The sequence below is a fragment of the Alteromonas sp. LOR genome (assembly GCF_000753865.1).
Taxonomy (GTDB): domain Bacteria; phylum Pseudomonadota; class Gammaproteobacteria; order Enterobacterales; family Alteromonadaceae; genus Alteromonas.
Genome location: NZ_JQFW01000005.1, coordinates 1 through 20,457, shown reverse-complemented (window position 1 = coordinate 20,457; position 20,457 = coordinate 1). Strand labels below are relative to the sequence as shown.

Here is a 20,457-nt window from a genome sequence, read left to right as displayed (position 1 = left end):
CGTATGAACCAATTAGATACAAAATTTGGCGAATTTGGTGGCATGTACGTGCCCGAATTGCTAATACCAGCGCTTGACCAGCTGGAAAAAGAATTCTTAGACGCAAAAGAAGATCCTAGCTTTAACAAAGAGTTTCTATCTCTGCTCAAAGACTATGCGGGTCGCCCAACTGCGATGACGCTAACTCGTAATTTAGTGAGCAACCCTAAGGTAAAGCTTTACCTAAAACGTGAAGATTTACTTCACGGTGGTGCGCATAAAACTAATCAGGTGCTAGGACAGGCTTTACTAACTAAGCGCATGGGTAAAAAAGAAGTAATCGCTGAAACAGGTGCTGGACAGCACGGTGTTGCGACAGCCCTAGCATGCGCGTTGCTTGGCCTTAAAGCACGTATTTATATGGGTGCTAAAGATGTTGAACGCCAAGCACCTAACGTATTTAGAATGAAGCTAATGGGCGCTGAAGTTATTCCTGTAAATGCGGGCTCTGGTACGCTTAAAGATGCCGTGAATGAGGCTATGCGTGACTGGTCTGCAAACTACGATACTGCGCATTACCTGTTAGGTACCGCCGCAGGACCGCACCCTTTCCCAACAATTGTTCGCGAATATCACCGCATGATGGGTGAAGAAACTCGTGCACAAATTATGGAAAAAGAAGGTCGACTACCTGACGCAGTTGTAGCCTGTGTAGGCGGTGGTTCAAACGCTATTGGTATGTTTGCTGACTTTATTGATGAACCTTCAGTTCGTTTAGTAGGCGTAGAGCCTGCTGGTAAAGGCATTCACACTAAAGACCACGGCGCGACTATTGTAACGGGCACAAAAGGTATATTGCACGGTGCTTACACCTTTATCATGCAAGATAATGAAGGTCAGATTGAAGAGAGTTATTCTGTATCGGCTGGCCTAGACTACCCAGCTGTTGGCCCTCAGCATGCTTATTTGCATGATATTGGCCGCGCAGAATATGTTGCAGCTACCGATGAAGAAGCGCTTAATGCCTTTAAATTGCTGGCCCGTAAAGAAGGTATTATTCCAGCACTGGAGCCATCTCACGCACTAGCTCACGCCTTAAACATGGCGGATGAGGCTGAAGAAGAAACCATTATCGTTGTTAACCTTTCGGGTCGTGGCGATAAAGATTTAGAGCATGTAATCAGAGTGTTAGGAGACGATATATAATGGATATATATGCAGACATGTTCTCTCGTCTTGACGAGAAAAACCAAGGCGCTTTTGTTCCGTTTGTTATGGTGGCAGACCCTGATTTAGCTCAATCTGAAGCCATTATTTGCCAGCTTGTAGAAAGTGGCGCCGATGCACTAGAGCTAGGTATTCCATACTCAGACCCAATTGCAGATGGCCCGACAATACAGGCGGCGAGTATTCGCGCGCTGAGCCACAAAACGAAGGTTGCTGACTGTATGGCGCTAATTTCTCGCGTAAGAGCCAAGTACCCCGACGTACCAATTGGGTTACTGCTTTACAGCAACCTTGTTATGGCAAAAGGTATTAGCAACTTTTACGAAAACGCTCGCGATGCAGGTGTCGACTCTATTTTGGTTGCTGATGTGCCAATTCGCGAAGCAAAACCATTTCAAGAAGCGGCAGAGCAAACGGGTGTTTCTCAGATTCTTATTGCACCACCTAATGCAACTGATGAGACTATGGAGAAAATTGGCGAGTACTCAAAAGGCTATACCTATTTACTAGGTCGCGCAGGGGTAACTGGCGCCGAGACGGCTGCTAATGTGCCGGCTTCTGAGCTAATTGAGCGCCTTAATAAGCATAATGCTGCGCCTGCGCTGTTAGGTTTTGGTATTTCAACACCAGAGCAGGTGAAAACCGCTATTGATGCTGGCGCTGCAGGTGCCATCTCTGGTTCAGCCACAGTGAATATCATTGCTGCAAACTTAGATGATAATGAAAAGATGCTCAGTGAGCTAGGTAGCTTTGTATCGGCAATGAAAGCCGCAACAACGAAGGGCTAACCACTATGCTATATATGATTTGCGCAACTGATGTGGCAAACAGTTTAGATAAGCGACTTGCTGCAAGGCCGGCGCATTTAGAAAGATTGAATGCGCTGAAAGATGAAGGGCGCTTAGTGATGGCTGGCCCCTTCCCTGCTATCGACAGTGCTGATCCTGGCCCTGCAGGGTTTACAGGGTCATTAGTTGTGGCAGAGTTTGATTCGCTGGAACACGCGCAGACCTGGGCAGATGCTGACCCGTATGTTGAGGCTGGCGTTTACGAAAGCGTTATTGTAAAGCCTTATAAGAAAGTATTGCCGTAGAGCTGGATATTTTCACTGTGTTTGTATGAATGCAGTGATGCAATACTTATAAGCTTGTAGCGTTCTTAATGAAAAAAGCTTGGTGCTTAAGAGTGAATGTTGAAAAACATGTCTTTCTTTTCACCAAGCTTTTTTGTTTCTGCTTTTGGTAAGTGCGCTTTACGTAAATGCGCTTTGGGCTTTTTAAGCCCTAACACATCACAAATTTACTGTGTCGTGGTTGCCCATTTCTTCGGGCTGTACGTTTTTTCCTGTTAGCATTTTAAATACGCCCTTCAAAGATGGGTCTGCATCCCAAATCTCCGCGTCATTGAGTTCGAACCTAAGCATCAGAAGGTGTGGATCTTCTTTACCTTTTTCGTACCACGCTTCAACAGGGTTAGACCAATATTTATCAATAATTTCTGGCCGATCTTCAGTTACTAATGTACCGCGAATACAGGCAAACACATCATGGCCTTTAGATGCAAAGTGGATCATTGCCTTTCCGCCCTTCGCTATTCTATTTTCCTTAGTGGTGTAAAACCAAAACATGCCGTTGGCCTCACTATCTAGCTGGGCATACATTGGCTCTGCATGCATGTCCTCATTCACAAGGCTCACCATAACTTTTGGGCTTTCTGACATTGCCTTCCACATTTTCGTTGTAATATCGCTAGACATATTCCCTCCTAAAGGATGTGTGTAGTGGCGCTAACTCATTCAGATAGTGATGCTAGTTAGCCATTACGCTTAATGTATTTACTGAATTAATAAAGTAATACAAAGCATGTGCCATGCCACCACGCAAAATCTAGTACTTAAACACCCCTATTAATTTTTTCTTTAAATCAATATCACAACAAAGAAAAACACAGCTTACGCTGTGAAGACCCATTGCATAGAACCGACTACGAAGCCCGCGCTATGGGAGTATGACTGGCATATATAGCCAGATTGATTGTGGACAGACACTCAAATTAACTGTGGAGGTTGATAGTGGACAGACACTCGTTTCTAGCGAAGTGTTTTTCGCAGACAGACTCTTGAGATTACTTGTGTTTTCACTAAACGGACAGACACTCAAAGGTCAACTCCTACAGGCAAGCTAGTCTCCCGCGTAAATTTTTCAGGCTTGTCAGTCTTTGGAAGTCTTAGGCCTTGTAAGTGGAAAACGTGGACAATCACTCAAAGTCTCGTATCGAGTGTCTGTCCATTGTTAATATAGAACCGTCCTTTAAGTGACTGTCCGCTTTCGCCACAGTTTCACAACCTGACGAAACAAAGTGTCTGTCCTCTTTCCATTCTATTGTCGACTAGATCGGTGCTTAATAGGCAACTTGTGTACAGTCTTCCCATCACGAGGTAAACTCATTATAGATTCAGGATAGGTTCATCATTGTCTTTTATAATCAGATAAATTAGTGAGCCTGAGTACATCTTTTCATAGTGAGGTTTTATGTGGTTATCGCTTAGAGCAGCAATGTTTAGCGTTATATTTTCACTGTTGAGTGTAAATAGCGCCTATGCTCAGCAAAGTACAAGCGGTGAACTGTCAAAGAGCCAAGCCGCTTCACGAGCCAGTAGTGCCGAAAATGGTCGCGTATTGAAGATTGAGCAAACCTCAACAAAATACCGCGTAAAGGTACTAAAAAAGTCTGGCCGAGTTGTTTCTGTGGAAGTTGATAAACGCTCAGGTAAAGTTAAAAAGTCTAAAGACAAGGGTTAACATGCGAATTTTAATAGCTGAGGATGATAGTAGACTTCTAACGCAACTTGATGCTCTCTTACAGCAAAACGGATACAGTGTTGACCTTGCAGATAATGGGGAGCACGCCCTATTTCTCATAAAGGAATACACGTACGATCTAGCAATAATCGATATCGGTATGCCAAAACTAGATGGCTTTGAAGTAATTCGCCAAGCCCGCAAAGATAATATAGCCTGCCCTATTCTTATATTAACAGCTCGTGACAGATGGCAAGAAAAAGTAGAGGGCCTTGATGCTGGCGCTGACGACTATTTAACTAAACCGTTTCATAACGAAGAACTCCTCGCACGGGCTAAAGCCCTCATTCGCAGAGCTTCCGGCCAAGCCAACCCCACAATACAGTTTGGCCCACTTTCCTTAAATACAGTATCGGAAGAGCTTTGCGTTAATGATAAATCTTTTGTTCTTACTGCTTACGAATATAAGGTTATGGAGTATTTGATGATGAATCCGCAAAAGGTTGTCTCAAAAACCGAGCTTACCGAACATATTTACGATCAGGATTTTGATTTAGACAGCAATGTCATTGAAGTATTTATTGGTCGACTTCGCAAAAAGCTCGATCCTGACGGAAGTTTAAAGCCTATTGAGACCTTAAGAGGCCGAGGTTATCGGATAAACCGTAGCTTATGAGGCAACTATCACTTCGCGTAAGAAGTGTATTATTGGCAATAACCCTTCTTGCGTTGTTCGCGCCTTTTACCGTGTTCATTTTAGAAGAAGCATTTACTGAAAGTCTCACTGAAGCCAAGATGAGCGAATTGCGTCTAATGAATTTGGGGTTGCTGTCAGCTTTCGAGTTAGAGGGTGATGCCCCCTTTATGCCCGATTTGCTTTTTGAAGAGCAACTCAACTTACCCGGCTCAGGGTACTTGGGTATCATTGTTTTTCGCGACCGCGTTATCTGGCAATCGGCATCTGCCTTAGAATACTTTTTCACACCGCCAAATTTTGATGTGCCCGTTGGCAATGAACTTTTTACTGACACTTACCATCCTAGCTTTGATAAAGATGAGGAGTATTTTGTTTACGCCTTCACTGCTGAATTTTTATCGAGCAAAGATTTCGAACCCGTCCACTTTTATATATTCAACGACAAGCTACTGTTCGAAAAGGAACGCAAAACCTTTTTAGCGACTACTTGGCAATGGATAAGCACCTTATGCATTGCCCTCCTGATTTTTATTGTCACAGGTATCAGCGTGTTATTAGTCCCCGTTAGAAAACTAATCGAGGAAATTTCACTCGCCTCTAAAGGTAACAAAAATGAGCTCGACGACCACTACCCTGTAGAATTTGACTCACTTAAACACTCTATCAACGAGCTTTTATATTTTGAGGCCGCTCAGCGAAAACGCTATAAGAATAGCTTGGGAGATTTAGCCCACAGTTTAAAAACGCCCCTTGCCGTTGCTTCAAGTAGCAAAGGCCTACAGCCAGAAGTAAAAGAATCACTAGCGCAAATTGATAAGATAATTCAGCGACAGCTAAAACGCGCCAGCGCTGGCAAAGTGGGATGGCAAGCGTCTATCGCTATTGAGCCAATACTGTTAAAAATAGCTGACGCCATGGACAAGGTTTACCATCACAAACAACTTTCAATTGACATTGATGTGGCTGACTCGTATCTATTCAAGGGAGACGACACCGACCTATTAGAGCTGTGTGGGAATCTATTAGATAATGCCTGTAAAGCGGCTCAGTCTCGAATTCGTGTGCAGGTAACGTCTGATACCCATTGGCTGACACTATTGTTTGACGATGATGGCCCTGGTATTGCTGATGATAAAAAACAGTTTTTATTGGAAAGAGGTACACGTTTAGACACTTACACAGAGGGCCAAGGTATTGGTTTAGCACTAGTGAGCGATTTGGTGTCTATTTATGAGGGTAAATTGCGCATTGAGGACAGTGACCTTGGCGGCGCCCGCATCATCATTCAATTCCCTAACCACTAATTCTTTAGGTTGAAATAGCGCGGACAAACTCCTAAGTAAAAATGAGTGTCTGTCCGCTTTTGGTTTCTTTTGATTCAGCCTTGAATTAAGTGTCTGTCCAGTTTTGGGTTCACTTTTGGGTTTCAGCATGCTTCTCTAACGACTATGCGTTTTTTTCGTTCCCTTCGCTTGAAAGCAACACTGCAAGCCATTTACTTTCTTCTCTCGACTCGAGCGCAATTTTAACAACCATGGTGAGCGGAACGGACAGCAACATACCAACGGTTCCTAATAGCCAGCCCCAAAAAATCAAGGAGAGAAAAACTACCAAGGTAGAGAGCCCCATTCCTTTGCCCATCAGTCGCGGCTCGACCATATTTCCCATGATGGTATTCACCAGTAAAAAGCCGAGTGCGGCAAAACCAGCAGAGGCAATACCATACTGTACAAATGCAATAAGCACGGCAGGCACTGCGGCAATGATAGAGCCAATGTTAGGGATGAAATTAAGCATAAAGGCGAGCACTGCCCACAGCATGAAGTGATCTACGCCCATCACGTAAAGCCATGTACCGATAATGATACCCGTCCCTAAACTTACAACGGTCTTAATGGCTAAGTAACTGTTTACTGAGCGAATAAAACGGTCTATGTGCTGTAGCTTCATATCCGGGTCTGATAGAGCAATATGCAAGCGTCTCGGTATACTATCAGCCTCAAACAGCATAAAAATAACCGTAAGAAGTATGAGGAAAAGGTTAGACAGCACGCCTCCCATGCCACTAATAAAGTTCGTCGCGACAGACATCGCTGTAGCAGGGTCGAGATGATTAGCAATAAGCTCACTGTTAATGTGAATATTGAAATCGGCTAATTTAGCAACAACCCATTCAAACTCAGAATCGAGCTTGCTTCTATATTGAGGCAGGTTTTCTCTGAACTCCGCCATCGATTGACCAACCAGGCCAGCCAAGAGGAATCCAAAAACGACAATAAGTAGTATAACAAAGGAGATAGACAACCATTTTGGAACGCCAAAACGCGACGTCCAGTGAATGATTGGACCGCATGCTATTGCAATAAAAACGGATAAGAAAAAAGGCACCATAATGGCACTTGCTGATTTAACACCAGCCATAACAACAACTAAGCACGCTAACACAACGAGACTTTTTGCTGTTGACGATCGTAGTTCCATAGACATTTTGTGCTACATTCCCAAATAAAACAGCAACACTTTACAACGACTTATAATCAACTACAAACAAGAGACTGCAATGAATTTCAACCTTGCCACTATTAAAATCAAAAATTTACGTCTTCGCACCTACATCGGTATTAACGAAGACGAAATAAAAAACAAACAGGACGTTGTGGTAAACGTAAAGATTGATTACGACGCTGCAAAAGCTACCGACACTGATGATATGAGTGACGCGCTTAATTATAAGATCATCACCAAAGCGATAATAAAGCTTGTTGAAGACAATCGCTTTTCACTTTTGGAAAAGCTTACCGCTGATGTACTAAGCATCGCGTCAGAACACAGTTCCGTGCGTTATGCTCAAGTTGAAGTCGATAAGCCCCACGCATTGCGATTCTCTGACTCAGTGTCGCTAACACTTTCTTGCAACAAATCTGAATAGGCAATTCAGCAGGGAGTTATGTCTTGAACATTCTTATTACCGGCGGCACTGGATTAATTGGCAGCACGCTTATCAAAAAGCTTGGCGATGAGCATAGCTTTACCGTTATCTCTCGCAACGAAGCAAACGCCAAACAAACACTGGGCGCTCACACCAATGTGCTTGGCAGCGTGGCTGATATAAAAGATATTGGCGTGTATGATGCTGTGATCAATCTTGCAGGTGAGCCTATAGCCGACAAACGGTGGACAGACACTCAAAAGAACATTATTTGCGACAGCCGCTGGGACATAACGACTCAGCTTGTCGCCAAAATTAATAGTAGCGATAATCCGCCAAAGACGTTTATCTCTGGCTCCGCCATTGGTTTTTATGGCAGACAGGGAGAAAAGGTCGTTACCGAAGATACCTCGCCACATAAAGAATTCACGCACGATTTGTGTGAGAAATGGGAAAGTATTGCTACTGACGTAAATAGCGAAAAAACCCGTGTAGCCATTTTGCGCACTGGCGTTGTGTTGGCAGAGAATGGCGGCGCGCTTGAGAAAATGGCGCTGCCGTTTAAACTAGGTGTGGGTGGAAGTTTAGGAAGCGGACGTCAATATTTATCGTGGATCCACCTTGACGACATGGTCAACGCAATAGAGTTTCTACTCAATAATAAAAACTGTTCTGGCCCGTTTAATCTCACCGCACCTGAGCCAGTAACGAACAAAACGTTTTCTAAGCAACTTGCCAAAGCATTGTCTAGACCTTGTTTGTTTTTCGTTCCCAGCTTTGTGATGAAAATTGCCATGGGTGAATCATCAACAATGTTACTAGAGGGGCAAAATGTAATACCTGATAAGCTGATTAAAGCTGGGTACTCATTTACCTACCCTACCGTATCCAGCGCCCTCAGCGCTATCTATCGATAACTGACAAACACGGTAATATTAAACGCTGACAGTTTTGTAGAGCTTCCTAGGTTTAAAAAGAAAGCTTTCGCTGGACTCCATAGAGAATTAATAGTGGACAGTCACTTAAAGCTTAATCTTTTAGCCCCAAAATTATCGAATACTTAAGAAGCGAAAAACGGACAGTCACTCAAATTCATTTGAGTGACTGTCCGTTTTTCATGTCTCAATTTAAATGTCCGTCCGCTCTATTTTACGGTTTTGTTTCGAGTGTCTGTCCGATTTACTTTCTAATTAATTACCCGACTACTATTCGTGCTATTCGCACTAAGAACATCCCTGTCCTTAGAGTAACCAAAAACTAAACCATTTTACGTAGCATTTCACCGGTATTAAGCGTAAGCAAACGCCAGCAGCCTATAGCTCCAAGAATACCTACAACCAGGGCACCAACAGCAGGTGCAACCAACCAATACTCTAAGTGCAAACTGGCCGTCATTTGAAACACGCTTGTTTGCAGCATATATAGGCTCAGCTCGTTAGCCAGTGCTGCCATAAAGCCCGCTACGGTGCCAATAATAAGGAATTCAAAGACCACGCTTTTGCGAATTAAGCTGCCTTTAGCGCCTAATGTTCGCAATATTGCAATCTCCTGCCGGCGCTCATCCATGCTTGCCTGTACTTGAGCTATGAGCACTAAACTTCCCGCCATAAGCACTAGCACTAGAATGAACTCAACTGCCACAGAGACTTGCTCCACGATATCTCTCAGTTGATTAATGCGAGCATCCACATCAAACATCGTTACAGACGCAAATGGCTTGAGCAATTTGGTAAGCTCTTCCTTTCGCTCTGTTGGTAAGTAAAAGCTAGTAATATAGGTAGGACTAAACGCTTCCATTGCATCGGGGTGTATCACAAAGAAAAAATTAGGCTGCATCGTTTGCCAATTCACCTTGCGAACGCTAGTTACTTTCGTTTCAACTATCTCGCTACCCACGTTAAAGCTTAGCAAGTCGCCCATTTTAATATCTAATCTTTCGGCAACGCCCTCTTCCACCGATACTGGAAACCAGCCTTCAGAGTATGTAGTGTCTACGTTGCCATGCCAAATACCTTCTATAACCTCGTTTTCTTTTTGCAGCGTGTTGCCCCATGTGAGGTTTGCCTCTCGGCCAAGTCCTCTTCGCCCTTCGTTAGATGACTCTTCTTCTTTAGAGACTTCGGTATTAACCCCTTCGCCGTTTACCGAAACAAAACGGCCTCGAGTAACTGGGAAAAACTCATTGATATCAACATTTTGATCAGCGAAGTGTCTGTCCAACCTAGCTTGATTATCGGGCGTAATATTAGTTAAGAAGTAGTTAGGCGTTCCCTCAGGCAGCTGTGCGCGCCACTGAGATACCATGTCATTTCGCATCACAAGTACAACCAGCAGCAGCATGATAGTGATTGAGAAGCTGATAAGCTGCACACTATTGTCCATGGCTCTGCGCTTAATACGCGCCCAAGCAAGCTGCCACGGTCCCATTTTGCCACTCCCTAATTTTCGACCTAATGCAATAAGGAAATAGGTGGCAACTAAGAGCCCCGCCACTAAAGCCGCGCCAGAGGCAAAAAGAATAACGCTGATTTTCAGGTCTTGGCTATACATCCACATAAGAGCAAAAATAGCGCCGCCAGAAGCCACAAATTGAATACTTCTGGAACGTAAACTGGCATCGAGATCTTTTCGCAATACGCGTAAAGGCGGCACGGAAAAAAGCTGAAGCAGCGGATATAAAGAAAACAAGATGGCACAGGTCGCCCCTGTAGCAATGGCGATAACCACCGGGCGCCAGTGCCATACGTTTAACGACACGTCTACCCTATCGGCAACTAAAGACACAACAATGTGTTGGCCAATAAAGCCAATAATCAAACCAATGGCGATTCCTAACAACGTGATAAAGAGTATTTGAATTAAATACACCTTGCGGATTGTTTGCTTTGTTGCGCCTAGGGTTTTCATGATTGCAACAGGGTCAAAATGACGCTGTGCATATCGCTGAGCAGCAACGGCAATCGACACTGCCGCTAAAACAATAGCGAGTAGACTGGCAAGCAAAAAATACCGTTCAGCACTGGCCACCGAGCGACCAATAGCTGATTCGTCGTCTTCAACGGTGCGCCATGAATGTAGGTCGTCGTTTAGTTGAGGAAGAAGCCACGAGATATAACTTTTGACGTTACTGGTATCGCCCGCAAAATAGCTGACGTACCGAGCTCGGCTTCCTGGCCCTGTTATCTCAGTGGCTTCCAAATCATCTAAATTCATCAATACTATCGGATCGGTGTTAAACACACTAAATCCAGCATCTGGGATATCAGACAGCACCCGGGTTACGGTAAGCTTTACCTCGCCAATATCAATAGCGTCGCCCACATTGAGTTTGAGCGTTTGAAAGAGCCTAGACTGCACCCAGGCTTCGCCGGAGGCCGGTAATGCGTCTATATCCTTTTTTGCGCCAAAAGGGGCGTCTGCCACGCTCACCATTCCTTTTAGCGGGTAGTTGCTATTCACAGCACGTAAGTCTACAAGGGACATTGCATCGCCTTTAAAAACCATAGAGCGTGTTGAAACTTGTTTGGCGGTATCAAGCCCCTCATCTTTCGCCTTTAATAGCCACGTTTCATCAACCGGTTTATCGGAGCGAAGCTGGGCATCGGCGGCGATAAACGCTGCTGAGCGGGATTTCAATGCGCCTTGTAAACGTTCACTAAAAAGAGACAGAGAAAGGACCGCACCTACTGACAGCACTATGGCAAGCAAAATAATAGTGAGTTCGCCCCGTCGCGCCTCATGCTTAAAGAGTCGCCAAGCGAGATTAAACGTCATAGGCATTTAGCTCACCTCACTAGGCGATGTGGATGAGGGCGTCGTTTCTTTTAGCTCACCGGCGTGCATGGTGAGCTGCCTATCACAGTGCGCCGCCAAATCATTATCATGCGTTACCAATACCAGCGTAGTACCCGTATTTCGATTTAATTCAAAAAGTAGTTCTTCAATTTTATCGCTATTTTTAGCGTCTAGATTGCCGGTGGGCTCATCGGCAAATAAAATCTTTGGTGATGTGATAAAGGCTCGTGCAATAGCAACGCGCTGCTGCTCTCCACCAGAAAGCTGATTAGGAAAATGATGAGCACGATGGGCTAGTCCTACTTGCTCTAGTATTTCCATTGCCAATCCTTTTGGATTATCAAGGTTTGAGATTTCTGCAGGTAACATCACATTTTCGAGCGCCGTTAAACTTTGAACCAGCATGAAGCTTTGGAAGATAAAGCCTACTTTACTGCCTCTTAAAACTGCACGCTGCTCCTCATCCATCGTATGAAGTGCTTCATTATCGAGATAGATTTCGCCACTCGTCACTTCATCCAGGCCAGCTAACAGACCAAGAAGCGTTGATTTTCCGGAGCCTGACGCACCAATAATTGCAACGGACTCACCAGACTTGACTTCAAAAGAGATTGGCTGAAGGATCTGTAGCGAACCTTCACTCGTATTTACTGTTTTCGTTACCGTGCTTGTTTTTATCATAAGGGGTCATCAATTTGTTCGTAAGTTATCGTCAAATTATCGCGATTTTATTCATTGTTTTAATACCGTTTCAGGCGCTTTCAGATCAAGAAAGCCCATCACAGAATGCAGATGAAGCGACTTTGCTCATTGTTGGAGACAGTTTGTCGGCAGCCTACGGTCTTCAACAAGAACAAGGCTGGGTTAGTTTGTTACAAAAACGCTGGCAAGACGACAACATTCCGATTGATATTGTAAATGCTGCGGTGAGCGGTGAAACGACAGATGGCGGACTTGCCAGGTTGCCACGTCTTATTGAGCAGCATAAGCCAACTCACATTTTTATCGAGCTTGGAGGAAATGATGGGCTTCAAGGTCACAATATAACGAAGATCAGGAATAACTTGGACGCGCTAGTTCAGGTTGCTCAGCAAAGTGACGCCACCGTTTTTTTACAGCAAATGCAGATACCGTCGAACTACGGCAAGCGATATACCACTATGTTTATGGAAAGCTTTGACACTATTGCAAACAAATACTCGATACAATTAATACCGTTTTTTCTTGAGACTATCGCACTTAACGAGTCAATGATGCAAAACGATGGGATCCATCCAAATGCTGAGGCACAGCCGAAAATAGCTGAGCTTATGGACAGTAATTTACGAAGTTTAATAATAGCTGAGTAATATTTGTGCTATTTTCAATAAACAGAACTAACTAACAAAGAGACAGTATGGACATTTCATCAGTTAATTCGGCGCCAGTGTCTACTATTTTAGAATCGACGCCACAAGTACCACAGCGCCAAGAGCAGCGCAGTGAGCAGACCAATCAGGTTAGTGAATCTAGACCTTCTAACGAGACATCCTCAAATAGCAGCGATAGTCGTTTAGGCAGCCGCGTTGATGTGTTTGCGTAATTAAATTTGCAGCACATTCAAACCTACAGTGAAAGACTACAGTGGACAGACACTCGTTTTACAATGAGTGTCTGTCCATTGTGATTCATTGTGATTTGAATGTCTGTCCGCTGTGTTTACACTTTTTAATAGCAATGCTCCAATAGCGCTCTCTACTTGGTTCTTCCCGACACACTTTCTGAAACACAATAAAACACGATAATACTGCTCTAAAGCTCAGTTCACATCCCACACTTTTTATTCATAATACCAAGAAAATATTGGGATATGGATATGCCTTTACCACGCTACAAGCAAATCAACACAGACATTACTCCTTATTATCATTGCACCTCACGTTGCGTAAGGCAGTCGTTTTTGTGCGGTAGAGATAAGCGTACGGGAGCCAACTATGAGCACAGGAGAAAGTGGATAACAAATAGATTGCATAAATTATCTCAAGCGTTTGCCATCGATTTATGTGCTTATGCCGTTATGCACAATCACATTCATGTAGTGCTACACATCGCAAAAGGACGTGCTGATGGCTGGTCGATGGATGAAGTGTTTTTACGATGGAGAATGTTTTATAAATGTCCACCGATTGTTCAGCGATATTTAGATGATCAACATCAGGCGTTCACTGAAAAAGAGAGTGATGAAATTAAATCACTGTCAGTTCAGTACAGAGAAAGACTACAAAGCATTAGTTGGTTCATGCGGCTATTGAACGAATACATCGCAAGAAGAGCGAACAAAGAAGATGAGTGTACTGGTTACTTTTGGGAACGGCGATTTCGCTCTCAGGCTATACTAGATGAAAAAGCGCTCGCTGCGGTCATGGCCTATGTCGACCTAAATCCAATTCGAGCGAATATCGCAACATCTCTTCAGACCTCTAAACATACCAGTATTCATTATCGAATGAACGCGCAAAGAGTGGGCAAAACGCCAAAGTACCTGATGGTATTCAACGATCAGGCAATAAAAACACGGCCACATCTACCATTCAACTATCACGATTACATATCACTGGTAGAAGCAACATTTAAAGCTCATAAAGATAAATGCACACAAAAACTACCTAAATTGCCTCATGGATTACTATCTAAAATAGGGATGGACCAAGAGAAATGGCGCTTATTAACCAGTCGCTTTGAAACATTCTTTTCAGGCCCGGTGGGCAATGAAAGCAAAATGCGTAAATTTGCGGACGAATGTAAGAGAGGCTCAAGGCCAAATGTAAAAAACGCTATAAAATATCTGTCTTAAAATGAAAAGCCGCACTTAGAGTAAATAAATATAAGTGCGGCTTTCCATACAAGTTTATACAATATTACTCAACACGCTCATACTGCGACGGGGTGGCATGTTTCTTTTGTTGCAGCGACATATACCTATCACGCAACTTCGTTTGCCTAGATTCCATTTTTATGGCTTTACCGCCAATGAAAACCGACTCAGCCGCTTCTGTTACCTCTAGTGGATCACCAGACCAAATAACAACATCTGCTCTTGCTCCTTGGCGAAGACTTCCTACTTCCTTTTCAAGACCCAGAATTTTCGCTGGTACGCTTGTTAGGCTTGCTAATCCAGTCTCATGAGGCAAACCATTTGCAACGGCATTACCGGCATGTTGCGCCGCCAAACGAATATTATGCGTATCCATGCCTATCGCGACTTCTACACCAGCTTCATGGAGCCGAGCAGCATTAGTTAAGGTTGCGCCCATTTGGTCAAACCCACCTGGTAAGTTGTATTCTGGGTCGATAATAACCGGAATGTTAGCACCAGCAAGTTCCTTCGCCACCCTCCATGCTTCTACACCGTGCACAAGCACTACGTTAATCGACGAGTGTCTGTCTTTAAAGGCAATAACCTGTCGAATATCGGCAGCCCTATCAGCTCGCATAAACAACGGCATGTCTCCAGCAACCACTCTTTTCAGCACTGCCACGTCTAAGCGCGAGTTTATGCCATACCATGATTTTTCAGGCGAGAGGTTATCACTTGCTTGCTTCGCTTCTTCAAAAACTTTATCAAGCATTACCCATAGTGACGCTCTAGAGCCCCCTGACATTTCCGCACCATCGCTGCCCGCATCCACTGTCATAAACGCGCCAGATTTTAAAACGGGTGTCTGTCCGCTTTCATATTCACTTTTATATTTGTTAGCATTTGCGCTCTCACCATCCAGGCGATGACCCTCAAGATTGATCACCGCGCCTTGACCGCCAAACAAATAGTCGCTTCTATTCATGGTGGTGGCAGCTGAGGTAATCCCCTCTAAACGGGTTATCGCGATAAGCGAACTGTCTGGGTTTATTGCGTATTGAACATCAAATGCAGCGCCGGTTTTTGATATAGGTGTAATCTCAACGCTTGCATCCACTACACCAGATGATGAAGACACTTCAACCAGACCTAACGATGTTAAGGCACCAATGAAACCAGGGGTAACTACTTTACCGCTTGCATCAATGACTCGGTAGCCATCAGGTACATCACCGTTAGCTAACACTGCATTTATGCGACCATTTGACAGCAACACAGTGCCATTTTCTATCACACCTTGAGATGTCATGGTGTGTACTTTACCGCCGACAATGGCAATATTTTCAGCATGAACATAAGACGTCATTGTGAGCGCGACTAATAATACTATTAACTTGTTCATTTATTATCTCCCTCACCTACTTGACCTAACTCGAAGTCACTTACCGGCCATGAAGTACTATCGCTAAGTGAATACGCAAGCCCGCCGTCTACATAAACATGCTCAGCTTTGGCATAAGTCGAAAATGGGTTATCGTTCCATAACACTACGTCGGCTTGTTTGCCCTTTTCTAACGAGCCCGTCTTATCAAATATTCCTAACGATTTGGCAGGGTTAGCTGAAAGCCAAGTCCACGCATCTTTCATCGGAATATCAAGACCAGCTCGTTTGCCGTCAGACCACGCTTTGGCTGCTTCTTGATTCAATCTCTGTATACCTAAATCACTATCAGAATGAACAATGGCACAAGCACCTGCTGCATGCACTGCGGGAATGTTTTCCCTAATGCCGTCATACGCTTCCATTTTAAAGCCCCACCAGTCTGCCCACATCGCTGAGCACACATCATTTTCTTTCAGCTTGTCAGCAATTTTATAAGCCTCGACAGCGTGATGAAAGGTACCTATCTGATAATCAAACTCCTGCATTACGTCCATCATTACCGTCATCTCATCAGCTCGATAACAATGCATGTGCACACGAATATCGCCATTGAGTACGCCCGCTAACGTTTCAAGCTTTAAATCTCGTTTCGGCGCTTTAGCATCTTTGCCCGCCTCATAGTCGGTTTCATACTTGTCCCATTTTCGCATGTAGTCTTGTGCATCAGACCAGGCCTGTCGATAACCTGCAACGTTCCCCATGCGAGTCATGGGGCCGCCTTTTTGGCCATAAACCCGCTTGGGGTTTTCGCCACACGCCATCTTCATGCCATAGGGAGCATCGGGAAATTTCATATCTTGCATCGTTCTATTGGGAACGTTTTTTAATACTACTGAACGGCCACCAAAAAGGTTGGCTGAGCCGGGTAGAATTTGTAGTGACGTCACACCGCCAGCCAATGCGCGCCCAAAACCTGGGTCTTGAGGCCATACCGAATGCTCTGCCCATACTTGTGCGGTCACTGGGTTTGTCATTTCATTGCCGTCGGAGTGCGAGCGTGTAGATGGCGAAGGGTATACGCCCAAATGACTGTGGTTGTCGATAATGCCAGGAGTAACCCACTTACCAGTACCGTCGATGATAGCTGTTTCATCAGGCACTTCGAGTGTCTGTCCGCTTTCAGCTAGTGCTTGAATTTTACCGTCTGCAAAATAGATGCTGCCGTTTTCTATGCGATTACCTACACCATCTAATATGGTGACATTGGTTATAAGCGTTGGCTGGCCTTCTATAGGCGAATAAGTACTTGGATAAGGGTTTGGGTCTATGGTGACCTTTGGCGCTTTAGCGCTATCGTTGTCGGCTTGTTTACTGCATCCTGCTGTTAGCAAAGACATAGTACAAGCCAACAGAAGCGTCAGCTTCGTTGGTGTTAGTTTCATGTATACCCCAGAGCAATTATTATGATTTTATAGATTATGGTTTTATAGATAAGGACATAACGTTTGCGTTATGTCGCTTTCTGAGAGTAGACAATTGAGTCACTAAAACCAAGTCGCTCTGGGATAAACCCTCTGTTTACTGGGAAGACTGACTAGCTAGCACGTCAACAATATCTTGGGAATTTGTAAGACGTCTTATGTCATTGAAAAGAATGTCTGCTTCAGGGTACTGCCTTTTTAAATAGCCACACCACTGTTTAATTCTATTTGGGTAATACCGTCCCTTATCGCCAAAGATTTCATAACCCGAATATTGAATAAGCAACGCGGCCAATTCCGGCCACGGCATAGGGGTATCGCCAAATTTTATCGCTCGTGCAAGGTTAGGCATAGCGAGAGCGCCCCGGCCAACCATTAGGTTGATACAATCAGATTGTGCTTGGCATTTTTGGGCGTCATCAGCATTCCATATTTCACCATTTGCGACCAACGGAATATCGGTGTGCTGCTTAATTTTCGCTATCCAATCCCAGTACGCAGGTGGTTTATAGCCTTCTGTTTTGGTACGGGCATGCACCACCAATTCTGAAGCGCCGGCTTCTGCTATCGCTATGGCATTATCAACCGCTAGTGACTTGTCTTCGAACCCTAAACGAATTTTTGCCGACACCGGAATATGCTGTGGAACGGCGTCTCGCACTGCTTTTACAATGTCATATAGCGTTTGAGTTTCTTTTAATAAAACTGCTCCGCCCTTGCTTTTGTTGACGGTTTTAGCAGGGCATCCAAAATTAAGATCCACTCCGGGAGAACCAAGTTCGACAGCAGTTTCAGCGTTTTCAGCTAACCATTGGGCGTGCTGCCCTAATAGCTGAACACGCACAGGCACACCTGAGGCAGTCTTGCCGTCGGTATGAAGCTCTGGACAGATTTTATAAAAGGTCTTTTTAGGTAGCTTTTGATCAACAACGCGAACAAATTCCGTCACACATTGATCAAATCCGCCAACGCGGGTCAACATGTCTCTCATTAGATGGTCGACTACCCCTTCCATCGGGGCCAGCATTATTTTCATTCGGAATTGAGCTCAAGAAAAGTAAGAAAAATCAGCGGGAGTTTATCAAAAAGGTTGGCTGGTCGCTATGCGGCTAAAGTTAATAATATTATCCCCGGCAGAGGTAAACCTGAGAGGTGCCCAAGGAGTGGCTTACATATACCGATTCTAAGCGTTTGAGGAAAAAGATGAGCGTTTTAAATAAAACGAGTGTCTGTCCGCTTTGAGATACGCACTTTAGGAAGTGTCTGTCCACTTTAGAATACGCGCTTTAATCTCCGAGTGTGTGTCCACTTTAAGCTATGTGTCCACTTTAAGCTCACTTAAGCTTAATCAGTATCTTCGAGGGTGTTGAGTCGCTGGAATACCGCATTTTTTTGCTCGGGGGTGTATGACGCCCAATTTACAATCTCATCTATAGTTCTATTGCAGCCAATACAGATATCGTCATTGGTGAGTTTACACTGCGCTTTACAGGGAGATATGGGGTTATTCATTCTACTACTTTATTTAATATGGTTACTGTAACTTTTTTGTTGCCGCTATATTCGCTAGCGTGTTCTCTGATAGCTCTTTATTCGACCATAGACAAACATAACAACCGTAGCGCGCCTCGAGGTATGCAGAAAACTCTGAGTCGGTTTTACAATTATGTCTTACTAAAGACTGTTTATTACCGTCATAAATGACTGCTGAAAAAGTAAACACAATGAGCCTCCTCTGAAAGAAGGCTCAATATACATCTAGACGTCTAAACGTTCAAGCGTCCAAATGTAAATATGCGCGTTACTGTAACGTGAAAGCTACATTATAAAATCAAGTGCAGCGCATACCGCCGCCACTTGCGCATCGTTACAATTTTCTGGCGTAGCATTATCACTGTCTGGATACACTTCGGTTGTGGTAACAAAGTTTGCATCTGTCATTCCACCGCAAAGAAAAAGAGATTTCTTGTCGTAACAAATAACCCCTTCACTCACGACGTCAGCACCTATAATTTTTCCACTTTCATCAGGTGGCGCTATGTGAGTAACGCCTTTAACAGCCTCGATGACGGCCTGTTGGAAAGCAAGCTGTGGGTTTGGTGTATTCGCTACCGTATAGAACCCATCTGGTATGTTCCAGTTGTCGTGGTCAGTTCCATCGCGAGCTGCTAACGCGGGCCTAAATTCACTATTATCTGTATCAGTAGTCTCATGTAGATCAATATGCAATGAGAGATCTGTCTTTAACGACGTCACAAACTGCATCAACTGCTGAGATTCAGGAGCTGGTGAATCAGGATAAAAAGAACGATTCGGATCGATAGCTAGCGGGTTCCATCTGTTGATTGTCTCATAGGCCCACGGACTAACGCAGGGCACTATAACAATGTTAACGCTGCTGGCATAACTTGATAGTTTAGTCTCAATAAACTTCAGCGCGCCTTGCACACCACTCGTTTCGTAGCCATGTACACCGCCTGTGACTAATGCAGATGGTTTAGAACTGTCAAATGATATAGGCACTACTGCATACAGCGGGTAGCGCGCTTCATCATAGGGCAATGCGCCGTATTGCTGTAATCTGAAACCTTCGGGAATAATGCTTTGTAACTTAGTAAACACTTCTTCTTTTACACTGCGCTTTACGCTTTGCTGTTCATACCACTGTGCTTTTTCTTTCTCGCCCCACGGCTTTCCCGCAGTGCCGATTGAGTAATTTTGCATAATAGCCTCTTTATTCTTCATTTTATCAATAACGTTATGATATCACCTGTATTTCCTAAAGTATGCGATAGAGCCCACCCAACAGGGCTCTGGCAGTAACTCTGACTGTACACCGAATACATTTTTGTGCACTTAACGTTACCTTCCTCAAAGTGCTCTCCGTTAAATAAGGCACAATGTAAGCTTAAATAAAAGCGTAAATAAAAGCGGACAGACACTCGTTTAAAAATGCGCGTTTAAAAATGGACAGACACTTTCTTTTCCTTTGAGATAGCGGGAGCGAACCAGAGTGGACAGACACTTAATATATTCAAACGCCTTCATCCAGAAGCAAGAGCATTACTCCCGTTAATGTAAGGTTAATGTAGATTAGAAGCGTCAAATAAAAAGCAGAAATGGATGGAATTGAGGGGTAATGCTATTGAAAACGGTAAACGAAGATAAAGCGGTTTAACACTTAAGGGATGCACGCTCACAAAATTTAAGTGTTAAAACAAAAAAACCAGCCGATTGGCTGGTTTTTTCGATATGGCGTCCCCTAGGGGATTCGAACCCCTGTTACCGCCGTGAAAGGGCGGTGTCCTAGGCCTCTAGACGAAGGGGA

At 44.2% G+C, this 20,457-nt stretch carries 20 protein-coding genes; 11 read left to right on the top strand and 9 right to left on the bottom strand.

Annotated elements, in window-relative coordinates; translation table 11 throughout:
• Window positions 1-3 precede the first annotated feature (3 nt).
• Genes trpB through JV36_RS0102500 form a run of 3 tightly spaced genes read left to right on the top strand, consistent with a single transcriptional unit; the run spans window position 4 to window position 2,299 of the window.
• Window positions 4-1,185, top strand: a complete 1,182-nt coding sequence (trpB, locus tag JV36_RS0102510) for a tryptophan synthase subunit beta (RefSeq protein WP_032094624.1) — start codon at window positions 4-6, stop codon at window positions 1,183-1,185.
• On the top strand, window positions 1,185-1,994 hold the full coding sequence (gene trpA, locus JV36_RS0102505; RefSeq protein ID WP_032094623.1) for a tryptophan synthase subunit alpha: 810 nt from the start codon (window positions 1,185-1,187) through the stop codon (window positions 1,992-1,994). The genes trpB and trpA overlap by 1 nt, the downstream gene beginning before the upstream one ends.
• Before the next feature lie 5 nt (window positions 1,995-1,999).
• Window positions 2,000-2,299 (top strand): YciI family protein, encoded by a 300-nt coding sequence (locus JV36_RS0102500; protein ID WP_032094622.1) that lies wholly within the window; start codon window positions 2,000-2,002, stop codon window positions 2,297-2,299.
• Between the two features lie 198 nt (window positions 2,300-2,497).
• On the opposite strand, the gene JV36_RS0102495 is transcribed toward JV36_RS0102500, so the two are convergent.
• Window positions 2,498-2,962 (bottom strand): pyridoxamine 5'-phosphate oxidase family protein, encoded by a 465-nt coding sequence (locus JV36_RS0102495; RefSeq protein WP_032094621.1) that lies wholly within the window; start codon window positions 2,960-2,962, stop codon window positions 2,498-2,500.
• 775 nt (window positions 2,963-3,737) lie between these two features.
• On the opposite strand from JV36_RS0102495, the gene JV36_RS0102490 reads away from it, so the two are divergent.
• The 3 genes from JV36_RS0102490 to JV36_RS0102480 are packed head-to-tail and all read left to right on the top strand — an operon-like array spanning window position 3,738 to window position 6,008.
• Complete coding sequence (locus JV36_RS0102490) at window positions 3,738-4,007, top strand: PepSY domain-containing protein (RefSeq protein ID WP_032094620.1); 270 nt, start codon at window positions 3,738-3,740, stop codon at window positions 4,005-4,007.
• A gap of 1 nt (window position 4,008) precedes the next feature.
• Entirely contained in the window at window positions 4,009-4,683 is a 675-nt protein-coding gene (locus tag JV36_RS0102485) for a response regulator transcription factor (protein WP_032094619.1), read from the top strand.
• Complete coding sequence (locus JV36_RS0102480) at window positions 4,680-6,008, top strand: ATP-binding protein (protein ID WP_032094618.1); 1,329 nt, start codon at window positions 4,680-4,682, stop codon at window positions 6,006-6,008. Before JV36_RS0102485 ends, JV36_RS0102480 begins: the two co-directional genes overlap by 4 nt.
• Before the next feature lie 142 nt (window positions 6,009-6,150).
• On the opposite strand, the gene JV36_RS0102475 is transcribed toward JV36_RS0102480, so the two are convergent.
• Entirely contained in the window at window positions 6,151-7,191 is a 1,041-nt protein-coding gene (locus tag JV36_RS0102475) for an AI-2E family transporter (protein ID WP_032094617.1), read from the bottom strand.
• A gap of 73 nt (window positions 7,192-7,264) precedes the next feature.
• Here JV36_RS0102475 and folX point away from each other — a divergent pair, with 73 nt between their 5' ends.
• Entirely contained in the window at window positions 7,265-7,633 is a 369-nt protein-coding gene (folX, locus tag JV36_RS0102470) for a dihydroneopterin triphosphate 2'-epimerase (protein WP_032094616.1), read from the top strand.
• Window positions 7,634-7,656: 23 nt separating this feature from the next.
• The gene (locus JV36_RS0102465) at window positions 7,657-8,550 is read left to right on the top strand and encodes a TIGR01777 family oxidoreductase (RefSeq protein ID WP_032094615.1); all 894 of its coding nucleotides are present in this window, start codon (window positions 7,657-7,659) and stop codon (window positions 8,548-8,550) included.
• A 340-nt stretch (window positions 8,551-8,890) separates the two neighbouring features.
• Here the strand turns inward: JV36_RS0102465 and JV36_RS0102460 are convergent, their stop codons facing one another.
• Both JV36_RS0102460 and JV36_RS0102455 read right to left on the bottom strand, forming a co-directional pair.
• Window positions 8,891-11,413 (bottom strand): ABC transporter permease, encoded by a 2,523-nt coding sequence (locus JV36_RS0102460; protein ID WP_032094614.1) that lies wholly within the window; start codon window positions 11,411-11,413, stop codon window positions 8,891-8,893.
• On the bottom strand, window positions 11,414-12,109 hold the full coding sequence (locus JV36_RS0102455) for an ABC transporter ATP-binding protein (RefSeq protein WP_032094613.1): 696 nt from the start codon (window positions 12,107-12,109) through the stop codon (window positions 11,414-11,416). It lies immediately after the preceding gene.
• A gap of 14 nt (window positions 12,110-12,123) precedes the next feature.
• Between JV36_RS0102455 and JV36_RS0102450 the strand changes: the two genes are divergently transcribed.
• The 3 genes from JV36_RS0102450 to JV36_RS0102440 all read left to right on the top strand — a co-directional run bounded on the left by JV36_RS0102450 (window position 12,124) and on the right by JV36_RS0102440 (window position 14,261).
• Window positions 12,124-12,777, top strand: coding sequence for an arylesterase (locus JV36_RS0102450; protein WP_032094612.1), 654 nt, complete (start codon window positions 12,124-12,126; stop codon window positions 12,775-12,777).
• A gap of 47 nt (window positions 12,778-12,824) precedes the next feature.
• A complete protein-coding gene (locus tag JV36_RS0102445; protein ID WP_032094611.1) occupies window positions 12,825-13,010 on the top strand; it encodes a hypothetical protein in 186 nt (61 codons plus the stop codon).
• A gap of 273 nt (window positions 13,011-13,283) precedes the next feature.
• Entirely contained in the window at window positions 13,284-14,261 is a 978-nt protein-coding gene (locus JV36_RS0102440) for a transposase (protein WP_032094632.1), read from the top strand.
• Window positions 14,262-14,325: 64 nt separating this feature from the next.
• On the opposite strand, the gene JV36_RS0102435 is transcribed toward JV36_RS0102440, so the two are convergent.
• The 5 genes from JV36_RS0102435 to JV36_RS0102415 form a co-directional block, all read right to left on the bottom strand.
• Window positions 14,326-15,666: an amidohydrolase family protein gene (locus tag JV36_RS0102435; protein WP_032094610.1), complete on the bottom strand. Its 1,341-nt coding sequence runs from the start codon at window positions 15,664-15,666 to the stop codon at window positions 14,326-14,328.
• Complete coding sequence (locus JV36_RS0102430) at window positions 15,663-17,090, bottom strand: amidohydrolase (protein ID WP_032094609.1); 1,428 nt, start codon at window positions 17,088-17,090, stop codon at window positions 15,663-15,665. Before JV36_RS0102430 ends, JV36_RS0102435 begins: the two co-directional genes overlap by 4 nt.
• 136 nt (window positions 17,091-17,226) lie before the next feature.
• Window positions 17,227-18,165 (bottom strand): tRNA dihydrouridine(16) synthase DusC, encoded by a 939-nt coding sequence (gene dusC, locus JV36_RS0102425; protein ID WP_032094608.1) that lies wholly within the window; start codon window positions 18,163-18,165, stop codon window positions 17,227-17,229.
• Window positions 18,166-18,473: 308 nt separating this feature from the next.
• Window positions 18,474-18,641, bottom strand: a complete 168-nt coding sequence (locus JV36_RS19370; protein ID WP_081926498.1) for a DUF1289 domain-containing protein — start codon at window positions 18,639-18,641, stop codon at window positions 18,474-18,476.
• A 306-nt stretch (window positions 18,642-18,947) separates the two neighbouring features.
• A complete protein-coding gene (locus JV36_RS0102415; RefSeq protein ID WP_032094631.1) occupies window positions 18,948-19,853 on the bottom strand; it encodes a M14 family metallopeptidase in 906 nt (301 codons plus the stop codon).
• Window positions 19,854-20,457 lie beyond the last annotated feature (604 nt).

What these genes read in the sequence shown, in the direction of transcription:
- JV36_RS0102495 (WP_032094621.1), bottom strand. Translation starts at nt 2,962, where the DNA reads ATGTCTAGCGATATTACAACGAAAATGTGGAAGGCAATGTCAGAAAGC.
- JV36_RS0102435 (WP_032094610.1), bottom strand. Translation starts at nt 15,666, where the DNA reads ATGAACAAGTTAATAGTATTATTAGTCGCGCTCACAATGACGTCTTAT.
- JV36_RS0102500 (WP_032094622.1), top strand. Translation starts at nt 2,000, where the DNA reads ATGCTATATATGATTTGCGCAACTGATGTGGCAAACAGTTTAGATAAG.
- JV36_RS0102480 (WP_032094618.1), top strand. Translation starts at nt 4,680, where the DNA reads ATGAGGCAACTATCACTTCGCGTAAGAAGTGTATTATTGGCAATAACC.
- JV36_RS0102475 (WP_032094617.1), bottom strand. Translation starts at nt 7,191, where the DNA reads ATGTCTATGGAACTACGATCGTCAACAGCAAAAAGTCTCGTTGTGTTA.
- dusC (WP_032094608.1), bottom strand. Translation starts at nt 18,165, where the DNA reads ATGAAAATAATGCTGGCCCCGATGGAAGGGGTAGTCGACCATCTAATG.
- JV36_RS0102430 (WP_032094609.1), bottom strand. Translation starts at nt 17,090, where the DNA reads ATGAAACTAACACCAACGAAGCTGACGCTTCTGTTGGCTTGTACTATG.
- JV36_RS19370 (WP_081926498.1), bottom strand. Translation starts at nt 18,641, where the DNA reads ATGAATAACCCCATATCTCCCTGTAAAGCGCAGTGTAAACTCACCAAT.
- folX (WP_032094616.1), top strand. Translation starts at nt 7,265, where the DNA reads ATGAATTTCAACCTTGCCACTATTAAAATCAAAAATTTACGTCTTCGC.
- JV36_RS0102415 (WP_032094631.1), bottom strand. Translation starts at nt 19,853, where the DNA reads ATGCAAAATTACTCAATCGGCACTGCGGGAAAGCCGTGGGGCGAGAAA.
- trpA (WP_032094623.1), top strand. Translation starts at nt 1,185, where the DNA reads ATGGATATATATGCAGACATGTTCTCTCGTCTTGACGAGAAAAACCAA.
- JV36_RS0102445 (WP_032094611.1), top strand. Translation starts at nt 12,825, where the DNA reads ATGGACATTTCATCAGTTAATTCGGCGCCAGTGTCTACTATTTTAGAA.
- JV36_RS0102440 (WP_032094632.1), top strand. Translation starts at nt 13,284, where the DNA reads ATGCCTTTACCACGCTACAAGCAAATCAACACAGACATTACTCCTTAT.
- JV36_RS0102485 (WP_032094619.1), top strand. Translation starts at nt 4,009, where the DNA reads ATGCGAATTTTAATAGCTGAGGATGATAGTAGACTTCTAACGCAACTT.
- JV36_RS0102490 (WP_032094620.1), top strand. Translation starts at nt 3,738, where the DNA reads ATGTGGTTATCGCTTAGAGCAGCAATGTTTAGCGTTATATTTTCACTG.
- trpB (WP_032094624.1), top strand. Translation starts at nt 4, where the DNA reads ATGAACCAATTAGATACAAAATTTGGCGAATTTGGTGGCATGTACGTG.
- JV36_RS0102455 (WP_032094613.1), bottom strand. Translation starts at nt 12,109, where the DNA reads ATGATAAAAACAAGCACGGTAACGAAAACAGTAAATACGAGTGAAGGT.
- JV36_RS0102460 (WP_032094614.1), bottom strand. Translation starts at nt 11,413, where the DNA reads ATGCCTATGACGTTTAATCTCGCTTGGCGACTCTTTAAGCATGAGGCG.